This is a genomic window from Pseudomonas lini, assembly GCF_030812475.1.
GTDB classification, from domain to species: domain Bacteria; phylum Pseudomonadota; class Gammaproteobacteria; order Pseudomonadales; family Pseudomonadaceae; genus Aquipseudomonas; species Aquipseudomonas lini_A.
This window is the reverse complement of sequence record NZ_JAUSSR010000010.1, coordinates 100,977-123,174: the sequence shown is the minus strand read 5'-3', so window position 1 is coordinate 123,174 and position 22,198 is coordinate 100,977. Positions and strand designations below refer to the sequence as shown.

20 protein-coding genes are annotated in these 22,198 nt (G+C 60.9%); 12 read left to right on the top strand and 8 right to left on the bottom strand.

Features of this window, described 5'->3' with window-relative positions; translation table 11 throughout:
- Positions 1–10: 10 nt before the first annotated feature.
- Positions 11–760, bottom strand: a complete 750-nt coding sequence (locus tag J2W17_RS19880) for a methyltransferase domain-containing protein (RefSeq protein ID WP_307337999.1) — start codon at positions 758–760, stop codon at positions 11–13.
- Positions 760–1,062: a MazG-like family protein gene (locus J2W17_RS19875; protein ID WP_307337996.1), complete on the bottom strand. Its 303-nt coding sequence runs from the start codon at positions 1,060–1,062 to the stop codon at positions 760–762. The genes J2W17_RS19880 and J2W17_RS19875 overlap by 1 nt, the downstream gene beginning before the upstream one ends.
- Before the next feature lie 267 nt (positions 1,063–1,329).
- On the opposite strand from J2W17_RS19875, the gene J2W17_RS19870 reads away from it, so the two are divergent.
- The gene (locus J2W17_RS19870) at positions 1,330–1,623 is read left to right on the top strand and encodes a hypothetical protein (RefSeq protein ID WP_307337993.1); all 294 of its coding nucleotides are present in this window, start codon (positions 1,330–1,332) and stop codon (positions 1,621–1,623) included.
- A 161-nt stretch (positions 1,624–1,784) separates the two neighbouring features.
- The gene (locus tag J2W17_RS19865) at positions 1,785–3,134 is read left to right on the top strand and encodes an MATE family efflux transporter (protein WP_307337989.1); all 1,350 of its coding nucleotides are present in this window, start codon (positions 1,785–1,787) and stop codon (positions 3,132–3,134) included.
- Between the two features lie 27 nt (positions 3,135–3,161).
- Here J2W17_RS19865 and J2W17_RS19860 read toward each other — a convergent pair whose 3' ends face one another.
- From J2W17_RS19860 to J2W17_RS19835, 6 genes are all read right to left on the bottom strand, one after another.
- Entirely contained in the window at positions 3,162–3,944 is a 783-nt protein-coding gene (locus J2W17_RS19860; RefSeq protein WP_307337986.1) for a DUF4123 domain-containing protein, read from the bottom strand.
- Complete coding sequence (locus tag J2W17_RS19855) at positions 3,941–5,251, bottom strand: type VI secretion system Vgr family protein (protein ID WP_307337983.1); 1,311 nt, start codon at positions 5,249–5,251, stop codon at positions 3,941–3,943. Before J2W17_RS19855 ends, J2W17_RS19860 begins: the two co-directional genes overlap by 4 nt.
- Before the next feature lie 231 nt (positions 5,252–5,482).
- Positions 5,483–7,396 carry an arginine decarboxylase gene (speA, locus tag J2W17_RS19850; protein ID WP_307337980.1) on the bottom strand — a complete coding sequence of 638 codons (1,914 nt, stop codon included), beginning with the start codon at positions 7,394–7,396 and terminating at the stop codon, positions 5,483–5,485.
- 214 nt (positions 7,397–7,610) lie between these two features.
- Positions 7,611–7,982 (bottom strand): translation initiation factor Sui1, encoded by a 372-nt coding sequence (locus J2W17_RS19845; protein ID WP_033059567.1) that lies wholly within the window; start codon positions 7,980–7,982, stop codon positions 7,611–7,613.
- A 293-nt stretch (positions 7,983–8,275) separates the two neighbouring features.
- The gene (locus tag J2W17_RS19840; protein WP_307337975.1) at positions 8,276–8,836 is read right to left on the bottom strand and encodes an NUDIX hydrolase; all 561 of its coding nucleotides are present in this window, start codon (positions 8,834–8,836) and stop codon (positions 8,276–8,278) included.
- A 3-nt stretch (positions 8,837–8,839) separates the two neighbouring features.
- Positions 8,840–9,907, bottom strand: a complete 1,068-nt coding sequence (locus tag J2W17_RS19835) for a DUF2333 family protein (RefSeq protein WP_307337972.1) — start codon at positions 9,905–9,907, stop codon at positions 8,840–8,842.
- A 287-nt stretch (positions 9,908–10,194) separates the two neighbouring features.
- Between J2W17_RS19835 and J2W17_RS19830 the strand changes: the two genes are divergently transcribed.
- The 10 genes from J2W17_RS19830 (at position 10,195) to fis (ending at position 22,190) form a co-directional block, all read left to right on the top strand.
- On the top strand, positions 10,195–11,865 hold the full coding sequence (locus tag J2W17_RS19830) for a response regulator (RefSeq protein ID WP_307337969.1): 1,671 nt from the start codon (positions 10,195–10,197) through the stop codon (positions 11,863–11,865).
- 48 nt (positions 11,866–11,913) lie between these two features.
- The gene (locus J2W17_RS19825) at positions 11,914–13,860 is read left to right on the top strand and encodes a methyl-accepting chemotaxis protein (RefSeq protein WP_307337966.1); all 1,947 of its coding nucleotides are present in this window, start codon (positions 11,914–11,916) and stop codon (positions 13,858–13,860) included.
- Positions 13,861–14,024: 164 nt separating this feature from the next.
- Positions 14,025–15,761, top strand: a complete 1,737-nt coding sequence (locus tag J2W17_RS19820; RefSeq protein ID WP_307337963.1) for a protein-disulfide reductase DsbD — start codon at positions 14,025–14,027, stop codon at positions 15,759–15,761.
- 132 nt (positions 15,762–15,893) lie between these two features.
- Entirely contained in the window at positions 15,894–16,346 is a 453-nt protein-coding gene (aroQ, locus tag J2W17_RS19815) for a type II 3-dehydroquinate dehydratase (protein WP_307337960.1), read from the top strand.
- A gap of 48 nt (positions 16,347–16,394) precedes the next feature.
- Complete coding sequence (gene accB / locus J2W17_RS19810) at positions 16,395–16,856, top strand: acetyl-CoA carboxylase biotin carboxyl carrier protein (protein WP_307337958.1); 462 nt, start codon at positions 16,395–16,397, stop codon at positions 16,854–16,856.
- A gap of 17 nt (positions 16,857–16,873) precedes the next feature.
- Positions 16,874–18,232 (top strand): acetyl-CoA carboxylase biotin carboxylase subunit, encoded by a 1,359-nt coding sequence (gene accC, locus J2W17_RS19805; protein ID WP_307337954.1) that lies wholly within the window; start codon positions 16,874–16,876, stop codon positions 18,230–18,232.
- Positions 18,233–18,550: 318 nt separating this feature from the next.
- On the top strand, positions 18,551–19,429 hold the full coding sequence (prmA, locus tag J2W17_RS19800) for a 50S ribosomal protein L11 methyltransferase (protein WP_307337951.1): 879 nt from the start codon (positions 18,551–18,553) through the stop codon (positions 19,427–19,429).
- A 30-nt stretch (positions 19,430–19,459) separates the two neighbouring features.
- Complete coding sequence (locus tag J2W17_RS19795; protein ID WP_307337947.1) at positions 19,460–20,677, top strand: DUF3426 domain-containing protein; 1,218 nt, start codon at positions 19,460–19,462, stop codon at positions 20,675–20,677.
- 185 nt (positions 20,678–20,862) lie between these two features.
- The gene (dusB, locus tag J2W17_RS19790) at positions 20,863–21,873 is read left to right on the top strand and encodes a tRNA dihydrouridine synthase DusB (protein ID WP_307337944.1); all 1,011 of its coding nucleotides are present in this window, start codon (positions 20,863–20,865) and stop codon (positions 21,871–21,873) included.
- A complete protein-coding gene (gene fis / locus J2W17_RS19785) occupies positions 21,870–22,190 on the top strand; it encodes a DNA-binding transcriptional regulator Fis (RefSeq protein ID WP_007907419.1) in 321 nt (106 codons plus the stop codon). Before dusB ends, fis begins: the two co-directional genes overlap by 4 nt.
- Positions 22,191–22,198 lie beyond the last annotated feature (8 nt).

The following is a 22,198-nucleotide window of genomic DNA, read 5'->3' as shown; positions in this document are numbered from 1 at the left end:
CAAGCTCCGATCAGACCGGCCGACAGATCCAGTGCAAGTAGCGCCCAAGCCCGGCGAAGCTTGGGTGGCGACGGTGGGCCAGCTCCATCTCCAGCAAGTCCACCAGTTCGGCGCGGGCCTGGAATTCCACCGGCATGTAGTCGTGGAAAACCCGTACCCCGCTCTGGGTTTCGACCCGCCACAGGCCTTCAAGTTGCGCCGCCAGTTCACGCGGATCGAGGGGCTGCTGCGGGGTAAGGCTCTGCTTCTCACCGGCCATGTCGTTCTTGCGCATCTTGCGAAAATGCCCTTTGAGCAGATTGCGGTAAATCAGCGCATCGCGGTTGTAGAACGCCAGGGATAACCAGCCTTCGGGTCGCGTCAGCTGATGCAGCACCGGCAGGATCGCGTGGGGTTCGGCGAGCCATTCCAGTACGGCGTGACACAGCACCAGGTCGTAGGGCTCGGTGAGTTGTCCGGGCAACTCCTGCCAGGGAGCCTGAATGAAGGTCGCGGTCTGCCCGGCGTCGGCGAAGCGCTGGCGGGCGCCTTCAAGCATCGGCCCGGCGGGTTCGGCGAGCGTCACCTGATGGCCGCGCTGAGCCAGCCACAACGACATGTGACCCAGGCCCGCACCGATGTCGAGCACCCGTAATGGCCGCTCCGGCAGGGTTTCGGCCAGGTCCGCTTGAAGCACGGCCAGACGGATCGCGCCTTTGGCGCCGCCATAGATTTTTTCGGCGAAACGGGTAGCCAGTTGATCGAAATGACGGTCACTCATCAGCTGAACCTCCGTTCGCTGTCGGCGAGCTTGCTGCTCACCACCTCATTCATGTCCAGCCCCAGCTCGCTGCACAGCAGCAACAGATAGAGCACGATATCGCCGACTTCCTGCCCGGCATGGGCGAGTTTGTCCGCCGGCAGCTGGCGCGACTGGTCTTCGGTCAGCCACTGGAAGATCTCCACCAGTTCGGACATCTCCACGCTCGCGGCCATGGCCAGGTTTTTCGGGCTGTGAAATTGCCGCCAGTCATTGCGGTCACGGATGGTGTGCAGGCGTTCGGTCAGTTCAACAAGGTTCATCGGGCTCTCCTGAAGGCGTATAGCTTCCGGTGGATGGCCGGGGATGGCAAGGGGCGTTAGCCCCCTGTAGGAGCTGGCTTGCCAGCGAAGGCGTCTTCATGGGCGGTGCAAGGCTTGAGGCCGCTTTCGCTGGCAAGCCAGCTCCTACAAGGGGGTTCATCAACAGACTGGAAACTTTGCGTCATACTCAAACGATTCCGGCTTCAGGGAACTCGCCACTGTGATCGCTGGCCCAAGGCTCAACCACTTCAACAGGACGTTCACGACATGCAGGTAGAAAGCTTTTTCGAATGGCTCGGCCAGGTACTCGGTTCGATCATCCGGTTCATCGTTGATGCCCTCAGCGGGCTGTTCAATCTGTTAAGCCATGCCGGCAGCAACTTTGTCGAAGGACTGTCCCGGGCGCTGGGCATGGATGCGTCGATCATCAGCATCCTCGCATTGATCGTGGGGTTGATGCTGTTGTGGGCGGCGATTCGCGCCTTCATGAGCGCATCGATCATCATGGGGATCATCTGGTTGCTGTTGGGGCTTTGGTTGTTGAGCTGGATTATCCACTGACACCACCAAACCCTGTGGGAGCGAGCTTGCTCGCGATGGCGGCGTGACAGTCACCATGGATATTGAATGTGCCGACCTCATCGCGAGCAAGCTCGCTCCCACATGGATCGCGGCAGACTCCGAATGTATCGCTACAATGCCCGCTCCCCCAAGGAGCCCGCATGTCCAACCTGATCGCCGACTGGCGCGACCGCCCTACTCACCGCAAGGTCTGGGCGCTCGCCGCCCCCATGATTCTGTCGAACATTTCCGTCCCGCTGGTGGCACTGGTCGACAGTACGGTCATCGGTCACCTGCCCCACGCCCATCAACTGGGCGCCGTCGCGGTCGGGGCCAGCCTGTATACCGTTCTCGCCTGGGCCATGGGCTTCCTGCGCATGGGCTCCACCGGCTTTGCCGCCCAGGCTGCGGGGCGCGGGGATGGCGCGGCGTTGCGGCAAATCCTGTTGCAGGGCTTGCTGTTGGCCATGGGGCTGGCCATTGTCCTGGGAGCGCTGGGTGTGCCGTTGAGCGGCGTCGCGCTGCACTTCATGCAACCCTCGGCCGAACTTGATCAGCTGACCCGCGAATTTTTCCACACGCGGCTGTTCGGCCTGCCGGCGGCACTGGCCAGTTATGCCCTGGTCGGCTGGTTCCTCGGCACCCAGAACGCCCGGGCGCCACTGGCGATTCTGCTGAGCACCAACCTGGTCAACATCGCCTTGAACCTGTGGTTTGTCCTGGGGCTGGAATGGGGCGTGGTCGGCGCTGCGCGAGCCTCGGTGATCGCCGAATGGACTGGCGCAGTGGTCGGCCTGCTGATGACCCGAAACGCCCTGCGCGCCTTCCCTGGCCATATCGCCTGGGCTGCGCTGGCGCTGTGGCAGAGCTGGCGACCGCTGCTGGCGGTCAACCGCGACATCTTCATCCGCAGCCTGGTCCTGCAATCGGTATTTTTTCTCATTACCGTGCAAGGCGCGCGACTGGGCGATGCCACAGTCGCCGCCAATGCGCTATTGCTCAACGGCCTGCTGCTGACTGCCCACGCGCTCGATGGATTGGCCCACGCCGTGGAGGCTCTTTGCGGGCACGCCATCGGCGCTCGCGACCGCGACGCCCTGCGCCGCTCGTTGGTGGTGGCCTGTGGTTGGTCTTTACTCGCGAGCCTGGGTTTCGCCGCGCTGTTTCTATTCGCCGGCCATCTGTTCATCGAGATGCAAACCGACATTCAAAGCGTGCGTGACACCGCGTTCATCTATCTGCCTTACCTTGCCGCCCTGCCGCTGATTGCGGTCTGGAGTTACCTGCTCGACGGCCTGTTCATCGGTGCCACCCGCGCCAGGGAAATGCGCAACGGCATGTTGTTGACGATGATCCTGTTACTGCCGTTCGCCTGGGCGCTCCAGGACCTGGGCAACCATGGTCTGTGGATAACGTTCCTGTGGTTCATGGCCTTGCGCAGCTTGACCCTTGGCGCTTTTGCCTGGTTCCTGCGCAAGAACGACGGCTGGTTTGCGGGCCGGACTCACTGATCCGGCGCGGCCATGACCAACGCCTGGTCAGCGTTGATCGGCCTGCCATCGGTCGCGCAGGCTGTCCAGACGCTCCCGCTGAGTCTGCCCCGACAAAGGCAGCACCAGCGCCGCGCGGGGGTATTGCAAGCGCAGCCATAACCAGTCATCGAGCACCGCACGTTCGTTGAAACCCAGCGCCAGCCCGTCCTGCATATGCTCCCACAGGTGGTGGTAATCGGTCCCGGTGGATTGGCTCCAGTGCCAGGCGTGCTGTTCCAGCAGACAGGTTTGCAGCTTTCCCTGTTGACCGGGGCTGAGGCTTTCTTCTACAGCTAAAGGGCTGACGGCGAGCCCTGGGTTGTGCAGCTGTTGCCAACTCTGACAGCCGATCGCGCGATCCGCCCAGGTTCCGCCGAACCAGTGCAACTGACTGATCGGCCCCAGCCAGCGACTCAGCTCCCGGGCATCGCAGGCATCGAAAAAATAACTGGCGGTGTTGGGGTTGTAGTAATTCAACAAAGCACGGTGATGCAAGCCGACCGACACCGTGAGCATACGACGCAAATGCGCCAGCAACGGCGACGACGACGCCCCACTGAAGACCAACAGTCCACGCCAGTCTTGCGCTTCGCTGTAGCACAACTCGGTCAGCGCCGGGCATGAGCCCAGGTCGACCAGAACCGGACCCTGTTCACGAGATGCGTGCAGTTCCGTCTCTTCGAACAGCCAGAACCACTGCGCGTGGCCAAACGTTTGCCGCAGTGTCGCCCGCGCCAGTGGCGCACCTGGCACATCCAGCAATAGCCATTGCGGGCTCGCGGCAATCATGCCGCACCGCTCCGGCCAAATCGCGTCGCCACGCGGCAGGTACAGAACACTTCAGCGCAGTGCGTGAAACTTCCGCCACCCGGTAGCAGGCACAGCAGCGTCAAGGGCTCGCCGGAGCGAAGCATTCGAAGTAAGCCTTCGTCGGCCGGACAGTCCTCTGTGGCAGGGGGCTGCGGAGACTCTTCGACAGCTTTTGGCAGGTGAAGAAAACCGGTAATCAGCGGCTGATCCGGGTCCCCCTCGATGAAACTCACCACCACCTCGGTCCCCTCGCTCAGCGGCAAATCCGTTGCGTTCAGTTCATTTGCCAAGGGCAGCCAACAGTGGTTGGGGATCGCGCCCTCGCCCTGGTAAAGCCAATCGAACTGGACGGCAACCGGCCTGGACGGATCCGGTCGAGGCTCTTCGACATCGACGACCCAGGCCCGTTGCAGGCTGTGCATGCGTGGTTTCGCCGCGCAAGGGGGCGACACCAGGGGCGCTTCCCGGTGAATTGCGCGAAAATGATTGCCATAGGGAGCCACTGGATCCTGGCTTCCCTGATGTTCGATGTGGGTCAATAGCCACAGTTGATTCCAGTTGGCGACCGGGTGGCCGGACAGCGACATCAGTTGACCACTGCGCAGCGCCGACAGGTCGGTAAGGCCTGCGGCACCCTGGGCGGTTCGTTGCCCCTGAAGCTGAAACTGCCGCACTGCCGGTTGCTCGCTGTCGACGCGAAAATTCGCCAGTTCGCCAAGGCGAAAATGCGCCTGACCATCACCGAAGACCACGCAGTGCCCATCCGCATGGTGCTCGAAATGATAGTTAAGCCGTTCCTGCGCGCACAGACGCTGGAGAAACTGCAGGTCCGATTCCCGGTATTGCGTACAGAAATCACGGGGCGGGTAATCGCCGCTCAGCTCGAAGCGCCGATCCTTGTCGGCGATGCCATGCTCCCGGAGTATTTGACTGAGGATCTGCGGCACCGAGCGGGCGCTGAAAATTCGCTGGCTGAAACGCTGGGACAGGCAGGCCAGTTTCGGCCCCAGCCGCACGCGACAGAGCCGGACACCCGGACCATGGTTACGCTGGACGATTTCGTGCAGTTGTCCATGGATGGCGTGTTCCGCTGGCCCGATGTGCAGAGAAGCCGGTTGGTAAAGGAGGCTGGCAAGGTCAAGCGTCGGGTCATCTATCAGCAGGTCCACATCGAACGCAAAAGGCTCGCTGATGGCTTCTCTACCGGTAAAGGCCAGGACTTCGAAGGCGTCGGACAGACCTGCTACATCCAGACGAAATGAAGGCTCGTTGACTGGATCGAACATCGGCGATTCTCTACAGGAGGGCGGCCGGGGATTCTCGCCGAGAGACATGGCCGAGTAGAGAGGCGAAATACAACTTAGGAAATGGCCTACGCGAAAAGAAGACCAAATACCTTTAATAGCCAAAAGCGGGGAAATTTCCTTCGAGGATAAAGAACCGTCCTACCAGGTCATCCGAAATTTCCGCAGCGCGCGGAACATTTTCAGACAACCCGATAAGAACGACGACTTACCTCAAGAGGACAGGTAAGACGAACGGGTCAGACCCAGACGCAGTGCATCGAGAAACTGAGTGCGCTCGGCGGCGGTGATGCGGGCGCTGGCGCACTTGTCGCGGTAGTGGGTCATCAACTCTTCCGGCGACAAGTGCACGTAACGCAGCATGTCTTCGATGGTGTCGTGGGTTTCGATACCCGCGTGATACACGCTGCCGTCGGCGTTCTGGTAGATGTTCACCGAGTCGGTGTCACCGAACAGGTTATGCATGTCGCCGAGAATTTCCTGATAGGCACCCACCAGGAAGATACCGAGCAGGTAGTCTTCACCTTCGTTCAAACCGTGAACCGGCAGGCTGGTTTCGATGCTCTGCTCGTCGACGTATTGCTTGATCTTGCCGTCGGAGTCGCAGGTCAGATCCTGCAGCACCGCGCGACGCAGCGGCTCTTCGTCGAGACGGTGCAGCGGCAGAATCGGCAGCACCTGGCCGATGGCCCAGGTGTCCGGCAGGCTCTGGAACACCGAGAAGTTGCAGATGTACTTGTCGGCCAGCTTGTCGTTGAGCTCGTCGAGCACCTGACGGTGCGAACGCTGACGGGCCTTCAGCGAGTTGTGCAGGCGACGGCACACGGCGAAGTAGCATTGCTCGGCCAGGGCTTTCTCGGCCAGGGTCAGCTTGCCATCGGCGTATTGGGTGGCGACGTCGCTCATGTAGTGCGTGGCGCGCCAATAGGTTTCGGTGACCATCTCGATGTCGGTCGGCCCCAGGAGGTCAACCAGCCACTGTACGGTTTCCGGCAGTGCTTCCTTGTTCTCGATCTGCGGCACGTCGTCGTTGTGTTTCTCGACGTCGGTCACCTGCACCACGAGCATGGCGTGGTGCGCGGTCAGGGACCGGCCACTCTCGGAAAAGATGTTCGGGTGCGGCAGGCTCTGCGCATCGCAGAATTCCTTGAGCATCCCGACCACGACACCGGCGTAATCGTCCATGTCGTAGTTGATCGAGCTGGCGTTACGCGAATGGGTACCGTCGTAGTCCACGCCCAAACCGCCGCCGACGTCGATGTGGTCCACTGGCAGGCCGAGGTTGCGCAACTCGCCGTAGTAACGGATCGCTTCCTTGAAGCCGTGCTGGTAGTCCGCCAGGTTGGCGATCTGCGAACCCATGTGGAAGTGCAGCAGGCGAATGCCCTGATCCAGGCCCGCGGCGCGGAAACGCTCGACCACCGACAGCAGTTGCGCCGCCGACAGCCCGAACTTGGATTTTTCGCCGCCGGTGTCCGCCCACTTGCTCGACGCCAGGGACGACAGGCGTACACGCAGGCCGACTTGAGGCTTGACCTTCAAAGAGGCGGCCTCTTCGATCACCAGCTCGACCTCGGATTCTTTCTCGATGACGATGAAAACGTTGTGACCGAGTTTCTGGCCCATCAGCGCCAGACGGATGAACTCGCGGTCCTTGTAACCGTTGCAGACGATGGTGCCGCCTTTCGGTGCGAGCGCCAGCACCGCCAGCAGCTCGGGCTTGGAGCCGGCTTCAAGGCCGATGGAAACATTCTGGGTGGCAATGATGTTTTCGATCACCGCTTCCTGCTGGTTCACTTTGATCGGGTACAGCGCGGTGTACTTGCTCTGGTATTCGAGGCGCTCGATATTGGCGTCGAAGGCACCGGTCAGCTGACGCACGCGGTCTTGCAGAATGTCAGGAAAACGCACCAGCAACGGCAAGGACAGGCCGCTTTTACGCAGCTGGTCGACTTGCTCGAACAGGTCGATAGGCGAACTGGCCGGACCGTTCGGACGAACTTCGACGCGACCGGCATCATTGATCGCGAAATACCCGGCCCCCCAATGGCGAATCCCGTAAACACTGCGGCTGTCCGCAACTGTCCATTGGCTGCCATCGTCTTTGCGTGTGCGTCGTACGGACATTGAAGTCCCCTATAAAGAAGTCATAGAGCGTCGCCTGGGTTCAGGCCGGCGCAGTCTAAAGAATGAAAATGACGGTTCGTCAACGAGGGGATAGACCTCGCTGATCGCGGTGAGTTTAGAAACCGGTCAGAACAGGCTCTGTGAAAACCATGTAGACGACGCCAGACCTGCTGTCAGGACCGGATCCAGCCAAGGGTGGTTTTCACAGAAGCTGCTAGCCGCCGGACTTCTTTGCCTTGAAACCGTGCTTGATCAGTTCGGCCAAGAGTAGCTCGACATGGTCGCCCTGGATTTCAATGATGCCGTCTTTCAACGCTCCGCCGGTCCCGCAACGTTTTTTCAACGTGGTCGCCAGGTCCTTGAGCGCGTCCTCGGCCAACGGCACGCCGGTGATGGTCGTCACCGTCTTGCCGCCACGCCCCTTGCTTTCGCGACGCACGCGAGCGATGCCGTCGCCGGCCGGGATAACGGTCTGTTTGCAGATGCAGGCATCCACCGGTTTACTGCAATCCGGGCAATGACGACCTGCGTCGGTGGAAAATACCAGGCCACCAAGGGCGGCGAAGGATGCGGCTTTTTTGGCCACCGGCAATCCTCTCGGGAGGACAAAGACTGGTCGCGGCAGCTGTGCCATCGACCGCGAAACCCCACTCAGGCAGGGGCAGCGCTACTGAACCTGTACACCCCTGTGGGAGCTGGCTTGCCAGCGAAAAAACGTCAACGATAACGCGCGGCATCAGGCAGCACGCGTCGTCCTTGCGTTCTTCGCGAGCAAGCTCGCTCCTACAATAAGCAATACCGGTTCAGCTTGAAAAGGTCGCGCAGTGTAACGGCAAAAAGCCGACTTGCTAAGAGCCAATCGGCGCCAATTTATGCCGCTTATGCGACGTGCGGCCCACGGGAACGGAGATAGCGCTGCAAGGCCGCCAGAGAGTCCGGGCAATAAGGCTTTTGCTGGATTTCCAACAGGACCTGATCGATGGGCATGAAGTGCGCTTCGAGCACTTCCTCCGGTTGCAGGATCAAGGGACCGTCCCACACCGCCGAAAACGCCGAACACCAGAGTCGGTTGCCGGTGTCCTCGAAGAAAAAGTGATCATGGGCCGCCAGCTCCACACCGCTCACCCCAAGCTCTTCTTCCAGCTCACGGGCCGCCGATTCGGCGTATGTCTCGGTGGCCAGCACCATACCGCCGGCTGCCACGTCCCAGTAGCCCGGGTAAATCGCTTTGCTCAACGTGCGCCGATGCACGCAGAGTTCACCGGCGCTATTGAACAGCATGATGTAAGTACCACGCCCGATCAGCCCGCGCTCGCGCAGCTCGGAACGGACCAGGGCACCGAGCAGGTTGTCCTGCTCGTCGACCCAGGCGATCTGTTCGGCATCCGAGGCCGCGCGATGGGCGGCCTCGCGCAGTCCATCGATGGAGCTATCAACCATGACTCAGCCCTGATTGAGCAATTGCCGCAAATCGATGACAGCGGCGTTGGCCCGGGAGATGTAATTGGCCATGACCAGCGAGTGGTTGGCCAGCACCCCAAAACCGCTGCCGTTGAGGATCATCGGGCTCCAGACCGCTTCTTGCGAGGCTTCCAGTTCACGAATGATCTGGCGCACGCTCACCGTGGCGTTCTTCTTGGCCAGCACATCGGCGAAGTCGACTTCGATCGCGCGCAGCAGATGGGAGAGTGCCCAGGCCTGGCCGCGGGCTTCGTAGAACACGTTATCGATCTGCATCCACGGGGTTTCGACGATTTCTTCGTCGACCTGCGGAACCTGACCTGGCGCAACCACTTCGGTTTTCAGCGCGGTATTGAGTTTGACCCGGCCAACGCTGGCCGACAGCCTTTGCGACAACGACCCCAGACGGGTGCCGACATCGCCCAGCCAGTTGTTCAGGTTGTCGGCGCGGGCATAGAACAACGCGCTTTTCTGACTCGGATCGGACAGGCGAGCCTGATAACGGCTCAGGGACTTGATCCCTTCCTGATATTCAGACTCGCTGGAGGGCAGTACCCAGCTTCTGTTGTCGAAGTTGAAACGCGGCTCGGCCTTGGCCAGATCGGCGTCTTCGGTAGACTGCGACTGGGAGCGGGCGAAGTCCTTTCGCAGCGCGCGGCTCAGGTCACGAACCTGGACCAGCACGCCATATTCCCAGCTAGGCGTGTTATCCATCCACAGGCCCGGCGGGAAACGGTCATTGGAAATATAACCGCCCGGTTTGGTCAGTAAGGTATCGGCGACGGTCTTCAGCGTTTCCACCGTGGTATAGCCGATGACCATCTGCTTGCCTTCTTTCTCGGCAGCCACCTGGGCATTCTGTTGAACCGGGAACAGCGCAGGTTCCTGGCTCCAGTACCAACCCAACACAATCGTAACCAGCAGGTACAGGCCGATCAGCGTGGCCAGCGCCCGGCTGAACAACAGGCCGCCAAAATAACTGCGGGTGGCCGATTTCGGTTCAGCGGCACGTTCAGGCGCGCTGCCCGCGCGGTTCTTCCAGTCCAGCATGGCGATATCCTTTCAATCACTTGAGTTCATCGGTTCGACCACAACCCTACGCCATCGTGCCTCGTTTGCCGTGCATTAAATCCAGAGCAAGAGGCGAGCCGCGCAACGGGCGCGATCGAGCGGCCACTATAAATGAAGCACGGCTGCGAGCCTATCCGACCAGTCGGCCACAAACTGAATGAGGTCGCTTTGCAGATTATTGACGTGCGACACTCATCCACATGAAAAGTGGTGCTAGCATAGAGCCACCATCGACCTCAGCGTGCCCCTTCACTAGTAGTCAGGATATGACCGAGCCAGAAGACCCTAGCCGTGAGCGCCTCAAGCAGCACTTTGCCCAGCGGGTGATTCATCAGGCACGTCAAATTCTTGAAATATGGCAGCGTCTGCAACGCAACGAGTGGTCCAACACCGACTTATCGGAACTGAGCGAGGCCAACCTGCGCCTGCTGCGTTTTGCCGAGCGCTTCGAACAACCGGAACATATCCAGTTGGCACGCCTCATCGGCCAGTCGTTGCAGGCGGTCGACGCCAATCGCGGACGCCTGAACAGTGATCTGATCAATGACCTCAATCACCTGATGCAGCGCTTGTCGCGCACCGGCCTGCGCCATGGTGACCAGTTCGAGCAAACCTTCCTGCCGCCGTTGCGCAAGCCGATCTATGTGGCGCTGCAGGATCACGATCGCGCCGAGCGCCTGGCCAGGCAGCTGGAGTTTTTCGGGCTCAGCGCCCAATCCCTGGACAGCGTGGCGGCTTTTCGCGCCTCGTTGGTCGAGCGCTTGCCCGCGGCGATCGTCATGGACGTAAACTTCAGTGGTGCCGGCATGGGCCTGAAACTGGCCGCCGAAGCCCAGATCGGGCTGGACGAACCGTTGCCGCTGCTGTTTTTCAGCGTGCAGGAAACCGACACGCCTACCCGCCTCGCCGCGGTGCGCGCCGGCGGCCAAGAGTTCCTGACCGGCACCCTCGAAGCGTCGAGTCTGCTGGAAAAAATCGAAGTCCTGACCTGCGTCGCCCAGTACGAACCTTACAAAGTGCTGATCATCGATGACTCCCGCGCCCAGGCATTGCACACCGAACGCTTGCTCAACAGCGCCGGGATCGTCACCCGGACCTTGATCGAGCCGATCCAGACAATGGCCGAGCTGGCAGACTTCCAGCCGGACCTGATCATCCTCGACATGTACATGCCGGCCTGCACCGGTACTGAACTGGCCAAGGTGATCCGTCACAATGATCGCTACGTCAGCGTGCCGATCATTTACCTGTCCGCCGAAGACGATCTGGACAAGCAACTCGATGCCATGAGCGAGGGCGGCGACGATTTCCTGACCAAGCCAATCAAGCCCCGACACCTGATCACCACCGTGCGTAATCGCGCGGTGCGGGCGCGCAATCTCAAGGCGCGGATGGTTCGCGACAGCCTCACCGGCCTCTACAATCACACGCACATCCTGCAACTGCTCGAAGACTGCAGCTTCCGCGCCCGTCGTGAAAGCAAGCCCCTGAGCTTTGCAATGCTCGATATCGACCACTTCAAACGGGTCAACGACAGCCACGGTCATCCCATGGGCGACCGGGTGATAAAAAGCCTGGCACTGTTCCTCAAGCAACGCTTGCGCAAGACGGACTTCATCGGCCGTTATGGCGGTGAAGAGTTCGCCATCGTGATGCCGGACACCAACCTCGAATCGGCTTATAAAGTGCTCGAGGAAATCCGTCAGCGTTTTGCCGAAATCCATTACCCGGCCCAACCCCAGGACCTCTGGTGCACCTTCAGTGCCGGGGTCGTCGAGCTGTGCGAAAACGCCGACGGCCTGATGATGGCCAGTCAGGCTGACGAGGCGCTGTACCGTGCCAAACATGCCGGACGCAACCGCGTACAGGCGGCGCGAACGTCAAAGCAAAGTGCCATCTTTTCCGCGGAATGGACTGAATCGGTCATTACCCTGTAACACAAACGCAATAACTTCAGGCACTTACCTGCCGTTGGTAGTGCCGTGATGCACCTGAAGTTGCTGACCAATCTCAATACCTTTCTGTTAGTCGCCGTGTGCGTGGCCCTTGGCGCCACCCTGTGGTGGTCGCAAAAGGCCCTGGAACGTCCCTATCTATTGATGGAACGCTATCTGGGCCTGTCCCGGCAATTTCAGGATGACGTCGCACGCAACATCGAGGATTACCTTGCCAGCGGTGATGCCCTGCGCCTTAGCAGCGCCGCTCAGGCTATCGACAGCCTGCACAAGGCACTCGGCGAGTTACCGCCGGCATTGGCCGAGACCTTGCGCCCGAGCCTGTCGAATCTGGATGAATACAGCAAAACCGAGCTGTTGGCTGCCGGCAAGCTCGCGGGTGATCCGCAGGCATTGCTGCTGCAAGCCGAACGCGAACTGGGGGCCAGCCTTGACCAGCTCACCCAGTACGCCAGCGGTAACGTGGCTTACCTGATGCCATTGCTTTCCGCGTCCCGGCACCTGGGCAAACTGTCGCTGGCACGGGACAAGCTGGTCAGCAGCGGACGCAGCGAACTGGCCGCCGATGTCGAGCATGAAGTCGCCAACATTCGTATTCAAGGCGAACGACTGGGCGCTTTGCCATTACTGGGCGTACCTGCCAGTAGCGAATCCGGCACGGATGATTTCGCGGCGATGATGGGCCTGGAAAACACCGAAAAAACTGTCGCAGAAGATGCTGGCGTCAGCCTCAAGCGTGAATTCAATAGCCTGCTGACCCGTTATCCTGCGGAGCTTGCCCGCACCCGCGACCAGATCCGCAAACGCGCCGACCTCAGCGCCGCCACTCACCTGAAAATCGCCGCCGTGCAACAGGCCATTGCCGGACTGGAACCGGTGGTCCGCGCCCAGCACGGGCAGATCCAGGGGGAAGTACGGTTGATACAAGGGGTGATGATCGGCCTGATTCTGTTGATTGCCTTGCTCATCGATACCCTGCAGCGACGCCTGGCGCGGACCCTGACCAGTCTGGCGCCGGCCCTGTCGACCTGGGCCGAGGGCGATTTCAGCCAGGACATTGAATTGGGCAAGACCAATCGCGAACTGCATGACATTCAAGCCTCGCTCAATCGCCTGCGGGCCTATCTGGTGGATCTGGTGGGCACCATTCGCGTCAACGCCGAGCAGGTCGCCGACAGCAGCCGAGCCCTGGCCGAGTTGAGCAGCAACCTGCATGGCGGCGCCGAGCATCAGGCGGGCGACACGGCATTGATACGCGACTCCCTCGGTGAACTGGAAGCGACCATTCAACAGGTCGCCGGCGATGCCAGCCAGGCCGCCGACGCCAGTCGTCATGCCGGAATGGCGGTGGAGCACGGGCAGAAGGTCATCGGCCTGAGCCTCACCGGGCTGCATGCATTGGTGGGTGAAGTGCAGGGCAACGCGCAGATGATCGAACACCTGGCCGAGGAATCGGCAACCATCGGTGGCGTGCTGACGGTGATCCGCTCCATTGCCGACCAGACCAACCTGCTGGCCCTTAACGCCGCCATCGAAGCCGCCCGTGCCGGAGAAATGGGTCGCGGATTTGCGGTGGTGGCCGAAGAGGTCCGCTCACTGGCGCAACGCACTGCCCGGGCGACCGCAGAGATTCAAACCTTGATCGCCGGCCTGCAAACCGCCGCGCGGCACTCGGTGGACGGCATGCGCGCCCAGGTCGAACATGCCGAAGCGACGGCCAATCAGGCGCAGGCGGCGGACGGTGCGCTGGATAAAATCGTCGGGGCGATCCAGACCATTTCCGAGACCGCCGTGCGCATCGCCGATATCACCGCTCAGCAGAGCGGTGCGGTCAGCGAAATCCGTGATCACAGCGAGCGGATTCACCAGCTGGGTGGGGATAACTTGCTGCGCATCGGCCAGGGGCGGGAGCAAGGCGAGCATTTGTTGGTGCTGGGCGGCCGGTTGCATACAGCCGTTCAGGCCTTCCGCGTCTGAAAGATCGCTTTCGCTGGCAAGCCAGCGCCTACAGGGTCCGGTGGTGTCCCTGTAGGAGCTGGCTTGCCAGCGAAGGCGCCAGAACAACCACCAGAGAATTCCAGGCCCTGCACTCCTGCCAGCTGTCCGCTATCATGCCAGCACTTTCCACACGCGAGACTGTCATGCGCCGCTTGCTTTGCCTGCTGTTTTTCATGCTCGCCCTGCCGGCTTCCGCCGCCGGTTTGCTGGAGAGTCGGCCCAGTTCCACCCTGGGCTCGATCAACAACAGCGCCGACTTTTTGCCGGTACGCGAAGCCTTTCAGCTGAACCTGGTAGACAGCACGCCGCAGTCGATCAAACTGCGATTTGTCGCCACCGAGGGCTACTACCTCTACCGCCACCGCTTCCAGTTTCGCGCCGAACCCGCCGATGTCGGCCTCGGCGCTGCGCAATTGCCCAAGGGCGAACAGAAGCACGACGAGTATTTCGGCGATGTCGAGGTCTACCACGGCATTCTCGAGGTAGAGGTGCCGCGCACCGATCAACGCGCCTTCACCCTGGCGGTGACCTATCAGGGCTGCGCAGATAAAGGCCTGTGCTATCCGCCCGAGACCGAGCGCCTGGAGATAGAGGGCGGCGCCGGCGCGACAAGCTGGGGCTGGCGGGAACTCGCCCTGTTCTTCCTCGCCGGTGTGGGCCTGACGTTCACCCCCTGCGTACTGCCCATGCTGCCGATCCTTTCCGGCGTGGTGCTACGCGGCCAGGTCGGCGGCCTACGCGGCTTCAACCTGTCGCTGGCCTACGTTCTGCCCATGGCCATCTGTTTCGCCCTGCTCGGTGCCTTGATGGGCCTGTTTGGCGCGCAACTGAATCTTCAGGCGCGCCTGCAATCGGCCTGGGTGCTGGTGCCGTTCGCGACGTTCTTTGCACTTTTTGCCCTGGCCATGTTCGGGGTGTTCGAACTCAAGCTGCCGCACGCCATCAGCAGTCGACTCGACCGAATCGCCGGCCGCACCGAAGGCGGTTCGCTGTGGGGCGCGGCGGTGCTTGGCGTCGTCTCCAGCCTGTTGGTCTCGCCTTGCGTATCGGCACCACTGGCCGGTGCGCTGCTGTACATCAGTGCCAGCGGCGATGCACTGGGCGGCGGCTTGAAACTGTTCATGCTCGGCCTCGGCATGGGCGCACCGTTAGTGCTGGTGGCAACCGGAGGCGCTGCCTGGCTGCCGAAAAGCGGGCCATGGCTGATCCATGTGAAAAACGCGATCGGGGTATTGTTGCTGGGGCTGGCGATCGGCCTGCTCAGCCGTGTATTGCCCGGCCAGATCACTTTGCTGCTGATCGGTTTGCTCGCCGGCGGTGTCGGCTTGTTCATGGGCGCGCTGGAATTCGTCTACAAACCTCCGCGAAAACGCCTGGGGCAATTACTCGGGTTGTTCCTGCTGTTTTACGCGCTGGCCTGCTGGTATGGCGCATTCAGTGGCCAGACCGACCCGCTCAACCCGATCGGCCAGCCGCGCCTTGTCACGAACAACGAGCAAGCGCGGGGCAGCAGCGCCTGGCAAACCATCAGTACCCCGGCAGAGCTCGATCGTGTGCTCGCCCAAGCCAAATCCTCCGGCACCCCGTTGCTGCTGGACTGGTACGCCGACTGGTGCATCAGTTGCAAAGTCATCGAACATCAGGTGCTCAACGATGCCACGGTCATGGAGCGGCTCGAGGGCTATCGATTGATTCGCTTCGACATCACCGAAAGCAATGCGGGGCAACGTGCCCTCCTCGACCGCTACAAACTGTTCGGCCCGCCGGCGCTGATGTTTTTTGGCAAAGACGGTACCGAACAGGCCGATGTGCGGGTGATCGGCGAGATCAACGCGGTGGACTTCGCCGAACGTGTTACCAAAGCAAATGACCGGATTTAAATCCCCGGTCATTTATTTCGCGCAAACATCGGCCATCATGCGGGCTATTGCATAGAACTGGACAGTCACAAAGGCTTTGCGGCATAGTCGCCGGGTTTTGACAATTGCATACAGTTCACAAAGGAACAGCAGATGGCGACGCTATTGGTTCTGCACGGCCCCAACCTGAACATGCTCGGCACCCGTGAACCGGGCACCTACGGCGCTACGACACTGGCGCAGATCAACCAGGACCTGGAACGCCGTGCCCGTGAAGCCGGGCACCATTTGCTGCACCTGCAAAGCAACGCCGAGTACGAATTGATCGACCGCATCCACGCTGCCAGCAGCGAAGGCGTGGACTTCATTTTGATCAATCCGGCAGCTTTTACGCACACCAGTGTCGCATTACGTGACGCGCTGCTGGCAGTGAGCATCCCATTCATCGAAGTGCATTTGTCCAACGTGCACAAACGCGAACCTTTCCGCCATCACTCTTACTTCTCCGACGTAGCGGTGGGAGTGATCTGCGGCCTTGGCGCCAGCGGTTATCGACTGGCCCTGGAGGCCGCACTAGAGCAGCTTGAAAGACAGGCAACGACTTGAACAACAAGCGTTAAACGCCCCTGACCGACCCTTGGGAGTTGATGATTCATGGATATCCGTAAAGTTAAGAAACTGATCGAATTGTTGGAAGAGTCCGGCATCGACGAGCTCGAGATCAAGGAAGGCGAAGAGTCCGTACGCATCAGCCGCCACAGCAAGACGCCAGCTCAGCAGTACTACGCACCCGCTCCAATGCACGCTCCGGTCCCGGCACCTGCTGCTGCAGCGCCCGTTGCCGCCGCCGCACCGGCAGCCCCGGCCGCCCCGGCATTGAACGGTAACGTTGCCCGTTCTCCGATGGTCGGCACCTTCTATCGCAAGTCTTCGCCATCCTCGCCTTCTTTCGTTGAAGTCGGCCAGACCGTGAAGAAAGGCGACACCCTGTGCATCGTTGAAGCCATGAAGATGATGAACCACATCGAAGCTGAATCCAGCGGTGTGATCGAATCCATCCTCGTCGAAGACGGCCAGCCGGTTGAGTACGACCAACCGCTGTTCACCATCGTTTGAACCGCGGAGAGCCTTTGATGACTGCGAAGTTGGAAAAAGTTCTGATCGCCAACCGCGGTGAGATCGCCCTGCGGATCCTGCGCGCCTGCAAAGAAATGGGCATCAAGACGGTCGCCGTTTACTCCAAGGCCGACAAGGAACTGATGCACCTGGGCCTGGCTGACGAATCCGTCTGCATCGGTCCGGCATCGGCCGCCCAATCTTACTTGCACATTCCGGCAATCATCGCCGCGGCTGAAGTGACCGGCGCCACTGCCATTCACCCAGGCTACGGCTTCCTTGCGGAAAACGCCGACTTCGCCGAACAGGTGGAAAACTCCGGCTTCGCCTTCATCGGTCCGAAAGCCGAGACCATCCGCCTGATGGGCGACAAGGTATCGGCCAAGCACGCCATGATCGCCGCTGGCGTGCCAACCGTTCCGGGCTCCGACGGCCCGCTGCCTGAAGACGAAGAAACCGCGCTGCGCATCGGTCGCGAAGTCGGTTACCCGGTGATCATCAAGGCCGCTGGCGGCGGTGGTGGTCGCGGCATGCGCGTGGTGCACAAGGAAGAAGACCTGATCTCCTCGGCGAAACTGACCCGCTCCGAAGCGGGCGCGGCGTTCGGCAACCCGATGGTCTATCTGGAAAAGTTCCTGACCAACCCACGTCACGTGGAAGTCCAGGTCCTGTCCGATGGCCAGGGCCAGGCGATCCATCTGGGCGACCGCGATTGCTCGCTGCAACGTCGTCACCAGAAGGTTCTCGAAGAAGCACCGGCACCGGGCATCGACGAGAAAGCACGCGCTGAAGTTCTGGCTCGCTGCGTCAAGGCGTGCATCGACATCAACTACCGTGGCGCAGGTACTTTCGAGTTCCTGTACGAGAACGGCGCGTTCTATTTCATCGAAATGAACACCCGCGTTCAGGTTGAGCACCCGGTTTCGGAAATGGTCACCGGCATCGACATCGTCAAGGAGATGCTCAGCATCGCCGCTGGCAACAAGCTGTCGTACACCCAGGATGACGTGGTCATCCGCGGTCACGCGCTGGAATGCCGGATCAATGCCGAAGACCCGAAAACCTTCATGCCAAGCCCGGGCACGGTCAAGCATTTCCACGCTCCAGGCGGCAACGGCGTTCGCGTCGATTCGCACCTGTACAGCGGTTATGCCGTTCCGCCGAACTACGACTCGTTGATCGGCAAGCTGATCACCTACGGCGCAACCCGTGACGAAGCGCTGGCGCGCATGCGCAATGCGCTGGACGAAATCGTGGTCGACGGGATCAAGACCAACATCCCGCTGCACCGCGACCTGGTCCGCGATGAAGGCTTCTGCAAAGGTGGAATCAACATCCACTACCTGGAGCACAAGCTGGCTGGCGACAAGCACTAAGCTTTAGCCCGACCGACAAAGCCGCCTTCGGGCGGCTTTGTTGTTTCTGGACATTTCACCCGCCCTGCCGCCACCCCCCTGTAGGAGCTGGCTTGCCAGCGAAGGCGCCATGTCAGACACCAACTGTGCCGCCTGACACGACGCATTCGCTGCGGTGCGGCGATCCGACAAGCCAGCTCCTACAGGGTACGGTGTACTCAGGACCCGCGCGGTGGATGCAGGGCCAAGCCACTCCCACAAACACTGCGCGCTCGCGTAAACTTGCGCGCTTATCGCAGCCCGCCAGGCTGCAATCAATATTTTTCAAAGGTGCCCGCCATGCCTTGGCTGCAAGTCCGTCTCGCCATCAGCCCAGATCAAGCCGAAACCTACGAAGACGCGTTCCTCGAAGTGGGCGCTGTGTCGGTGACCTTCATGGACGCCGAAGACCAGCCGATCTTCGAACCGGAACTCAACACCACGCCATTGTGGTCGCACACGCACCTGCTGGCCCTGTTCGAAGGTGGCACCGAAGCCGCCAGCGTACTGGCTCATCTCGAATTGCTGACCGGCAGTCCGCTGCCCGAGCATCATAGCGAAGTCATCGAAGACCAGGACTGGGAACGCAGCTGGATGGATGGTTTCCAGCCGATGCGTTTCGGTCAGCGCTTGTGGATCGTCCCGAGCTGGCACGCAGCACCTGAGCCCGACGCGGTGAACCTGCTGCTGGATCCGGGCCTGGCGTTTGGCACCGGTACTCACCCGACCACTGCGCTGTGCCTGGAATGGCTCGATGGCCAGGACCTCAAAGGTTGCAACGTCCTGGACTTCGGCTGTGGCTCGGGGATCCTGGCGATCGCCGCCCTGCTGCTCGGTGCCAACGAAGCCGTGGGCACCGACATCGATGTGCAGGCACTGGAAGCCTCCCGCGACAATGCCGGCCGCAACAACATTGCGGCTGAACGTTTCCCGCTGTATCTCCCGGAAGACTTGCCTCAGGTGAAAGCCGATGTCCTGGTGGCCAACATCCTTGCCGGCCCGCTGGTTTCCCTGGCGCCGCAATTGTCCAGCCTGATCAAGCCGGGCGGTCGCCTGGCGCTGTCGGGCATCCTCGCCGAACAAGGTGAAGACGTTGCCAACGCCTACGCCCGAGACTTCGACCTGGACCCGATCGCCAATCGCGATGGCTGGGTGCGCATTACCGGCCGTCGGCGCTAGAATGAGCCTCTGCATGAACCGGACCGCCGCATGACCGACAGTTTCGTCACTCAGTGCCCGCATTGCCAAACCAGCTTCCGCGTCAGCCATGCTCAATTGAGCGTCGCCCGCGGAGTGGTTCGTTGCGGCTCGTGCTTGCAGGTGTTCAACGCCGCCAAGCAATTGCTTGAGCAACGGTCCGGCAAGGAAGCCGTCACACCTGCAGCGCCGACCATTGTCAAACCGCCGGCACCGCGCGCCATCAGCCAGAAGCAGTGGTCCGCAACGGAAATGGATCTGGACAGCCTGGACCTGGACGAAGAACTCGCCCGGCTTGAACAAAGGGAAATCCAGCCGATCACGGAATTTGGCCGGCATCGCGAAAACGGCCTCAGTGCTCGCCGCGACGCTGTCGGGCACGACGATGAACCCTGGTCCGACAGTCTCTTCAGCGAATCGGCAGCCGATCGCGCCCAGGCGGTCGAAGACGACGAACGGCAAACGCAGTCAGAACGGGGCAAGCACTCGCGCACAGAACCTTCGTTCTCGCTGGAACCGGTTGATCTGGACGACGAGCCCCAGGTGCCGCAACTGCGCCTGAATGATCCGCTCGACATGCCCCTGCGCCATAATCGCCTGTCGGCAACCGATGCACCTGACGACGACCTGCCCCCAATTGCCCCCCTGCGCAAGCGACACGAACGCAGCGAGTCGACCGAACGTGTCGAGGCTTTGCAGGACCTGACCGACGACCCGCTGCAACTGGATTGGCAGAAACGTCGCGCCCCCTGGGGACGACGGCTTTTCTGGCTGCTGCTGGTCCTGTTGGGTGCCGCCGCGCTCGCCGGCCAGTACATCGCTTACCACTTCGAAGAACTGGCGCGCCAGGACCAGTACCGGCCATGGCTCCAGCAAGTGTGCCCGCACATTGGCTGCACCGTGCCATCCAAAGTCGACATCGCGAAAATCAAAAGCAGCAACCTGGTGGTGCGCAGCCATCCGGATTTCAGCGGTGCACTGGTGGTCGACGCGATCATCTACAACCGCGCCCCCTTCTCCCAGCCATTCCCGTTGCTGGAATTGCGCTTTGCCGACCTCAATGGTCACCTGATCGCCAGCCGTCGTTTCAAGCCTGGCGAGTACCTCAATGGCGATCTGGAAGGCCTGTTGGAAATGCCTCCGCAAACGCCGATCCACATCGCGCTGGATATTCTCGATCCAGGCCCCAAGGCAGTGAACTATAGCCTGAGCTTCCACTCGCCCGAGTGAAACGGTTCAGTGTTACGGCTTTGACGGCATATTTCTGACTTTGACCGCTCGTACCAAACCGCTGGCAATAACAGAATCGCTGTTCAGATTTTGTTCAATTCAGCCTTTATCCAGTCATCGAGAGCGGGTATCATGCCAACCCTTTTTCGAAGTCTAATGATCCGGCCCCACAACAGGGAAGCCCTATGTCGGCGGTACGCATCGGTCCATACACATTACACAATGGCTTGATTCTCGCCCCGATGGCGGGCGTCACGGACCAGCCCTTTCGTCAGCTGTGCAAGCGGCTGGGCGCGGGGTTAGTCGTCTCGGAAATGGTCACCAGCGACATGAGTTTGTGGAACACCCGCAAATCGCGCATGCGCATGATCCACGAAGGTGATCCCGAGCCCCGCTCGGTACAGATCGCCGGTGGCGATGCACAGATGCTGGCGAATGCGGCCCGGGCCAACGTCGAACTGGGCGCGCAGATTATTGATATCAACATGGGCTGTCCGGCCAAGAAGGTCTGCAACAAGGCCGCCGGTTCCGCGCTGTTGAAGGATGAAGCACTGGTAACCGAGATCCTGCAGGCCGTGGTGGCCGCGGTTGATGTGCCGGTCACCCTGAAGATCCGCACTGGCTGGGACCGGGACAACAGGAACGGCCTGACAGTGGCGAAGATTGCCGAGCAGGCAGGCATCACGGCGTTGGCGGTTCATGGCCGCACCCGGGCTGATCTGTACACCGGCGTTGCCGAGTACGACACCATTGCCGCGATCAAGCAGGCGGTGTCGATCCCGGTCTTCGCCAACGGCGATATAGATTCACCCGAGAAGGCCCGGTACGTGCTCGACGCGACCGGTGCCGATGGCCTGCTGGTAGGCCGGGCTGCCCAGGGGCGGCCATGGATTTTTCGTGAGATCGATCATTTCCTTCGTACCGGCGAGAAACTCCCGGCACTGGACCTGATCGAGGTGGAACGCATTCTGCTTGAGCATCTGGCCGCGCTGCACGTTTTCTACGGAGACGTCATGGGCGTACGCATCGCTCGAAAGCATGTGGGCTGGTATCTCGCAACCTTGCCGGGCGCCAGGGAGTTTCGCGCCCACTTCAATCGTTTGGAAGATACGGAAGCACAATGCGCCAACGTTCAGGGCTTCTTCGCCGAACGTTACAAGAGCCTGACAGGGGACGGAGACGAGGTGGCCGCATGACGATGATGACCGAGACTTTAGTGAGTGGAACAACACCCGTGAGCGACAACGTGAATTTGAAACAGCACCTCAACACGCCGAGCGAAGAAGGCCAGACCCTTCGCGGGAGTGTCGAGAAGGCGCTGCACAATTATTTCGCCCACCTTGAGGGCGCTGCCGTCACGGATGTGTACAACCTCGTGCTGTCCGAAGTCGAGGCGCCCCTGCTCGAGTGCGTGATGAACTACGTCAAGGGCAACCAGACCAAGGCCAGCGAGCTGCTCGGACTGAACCGAGGCACCCTGCGCAAGAAACTCAAGCAGTACGATTTGCTGTAAGCATTCAA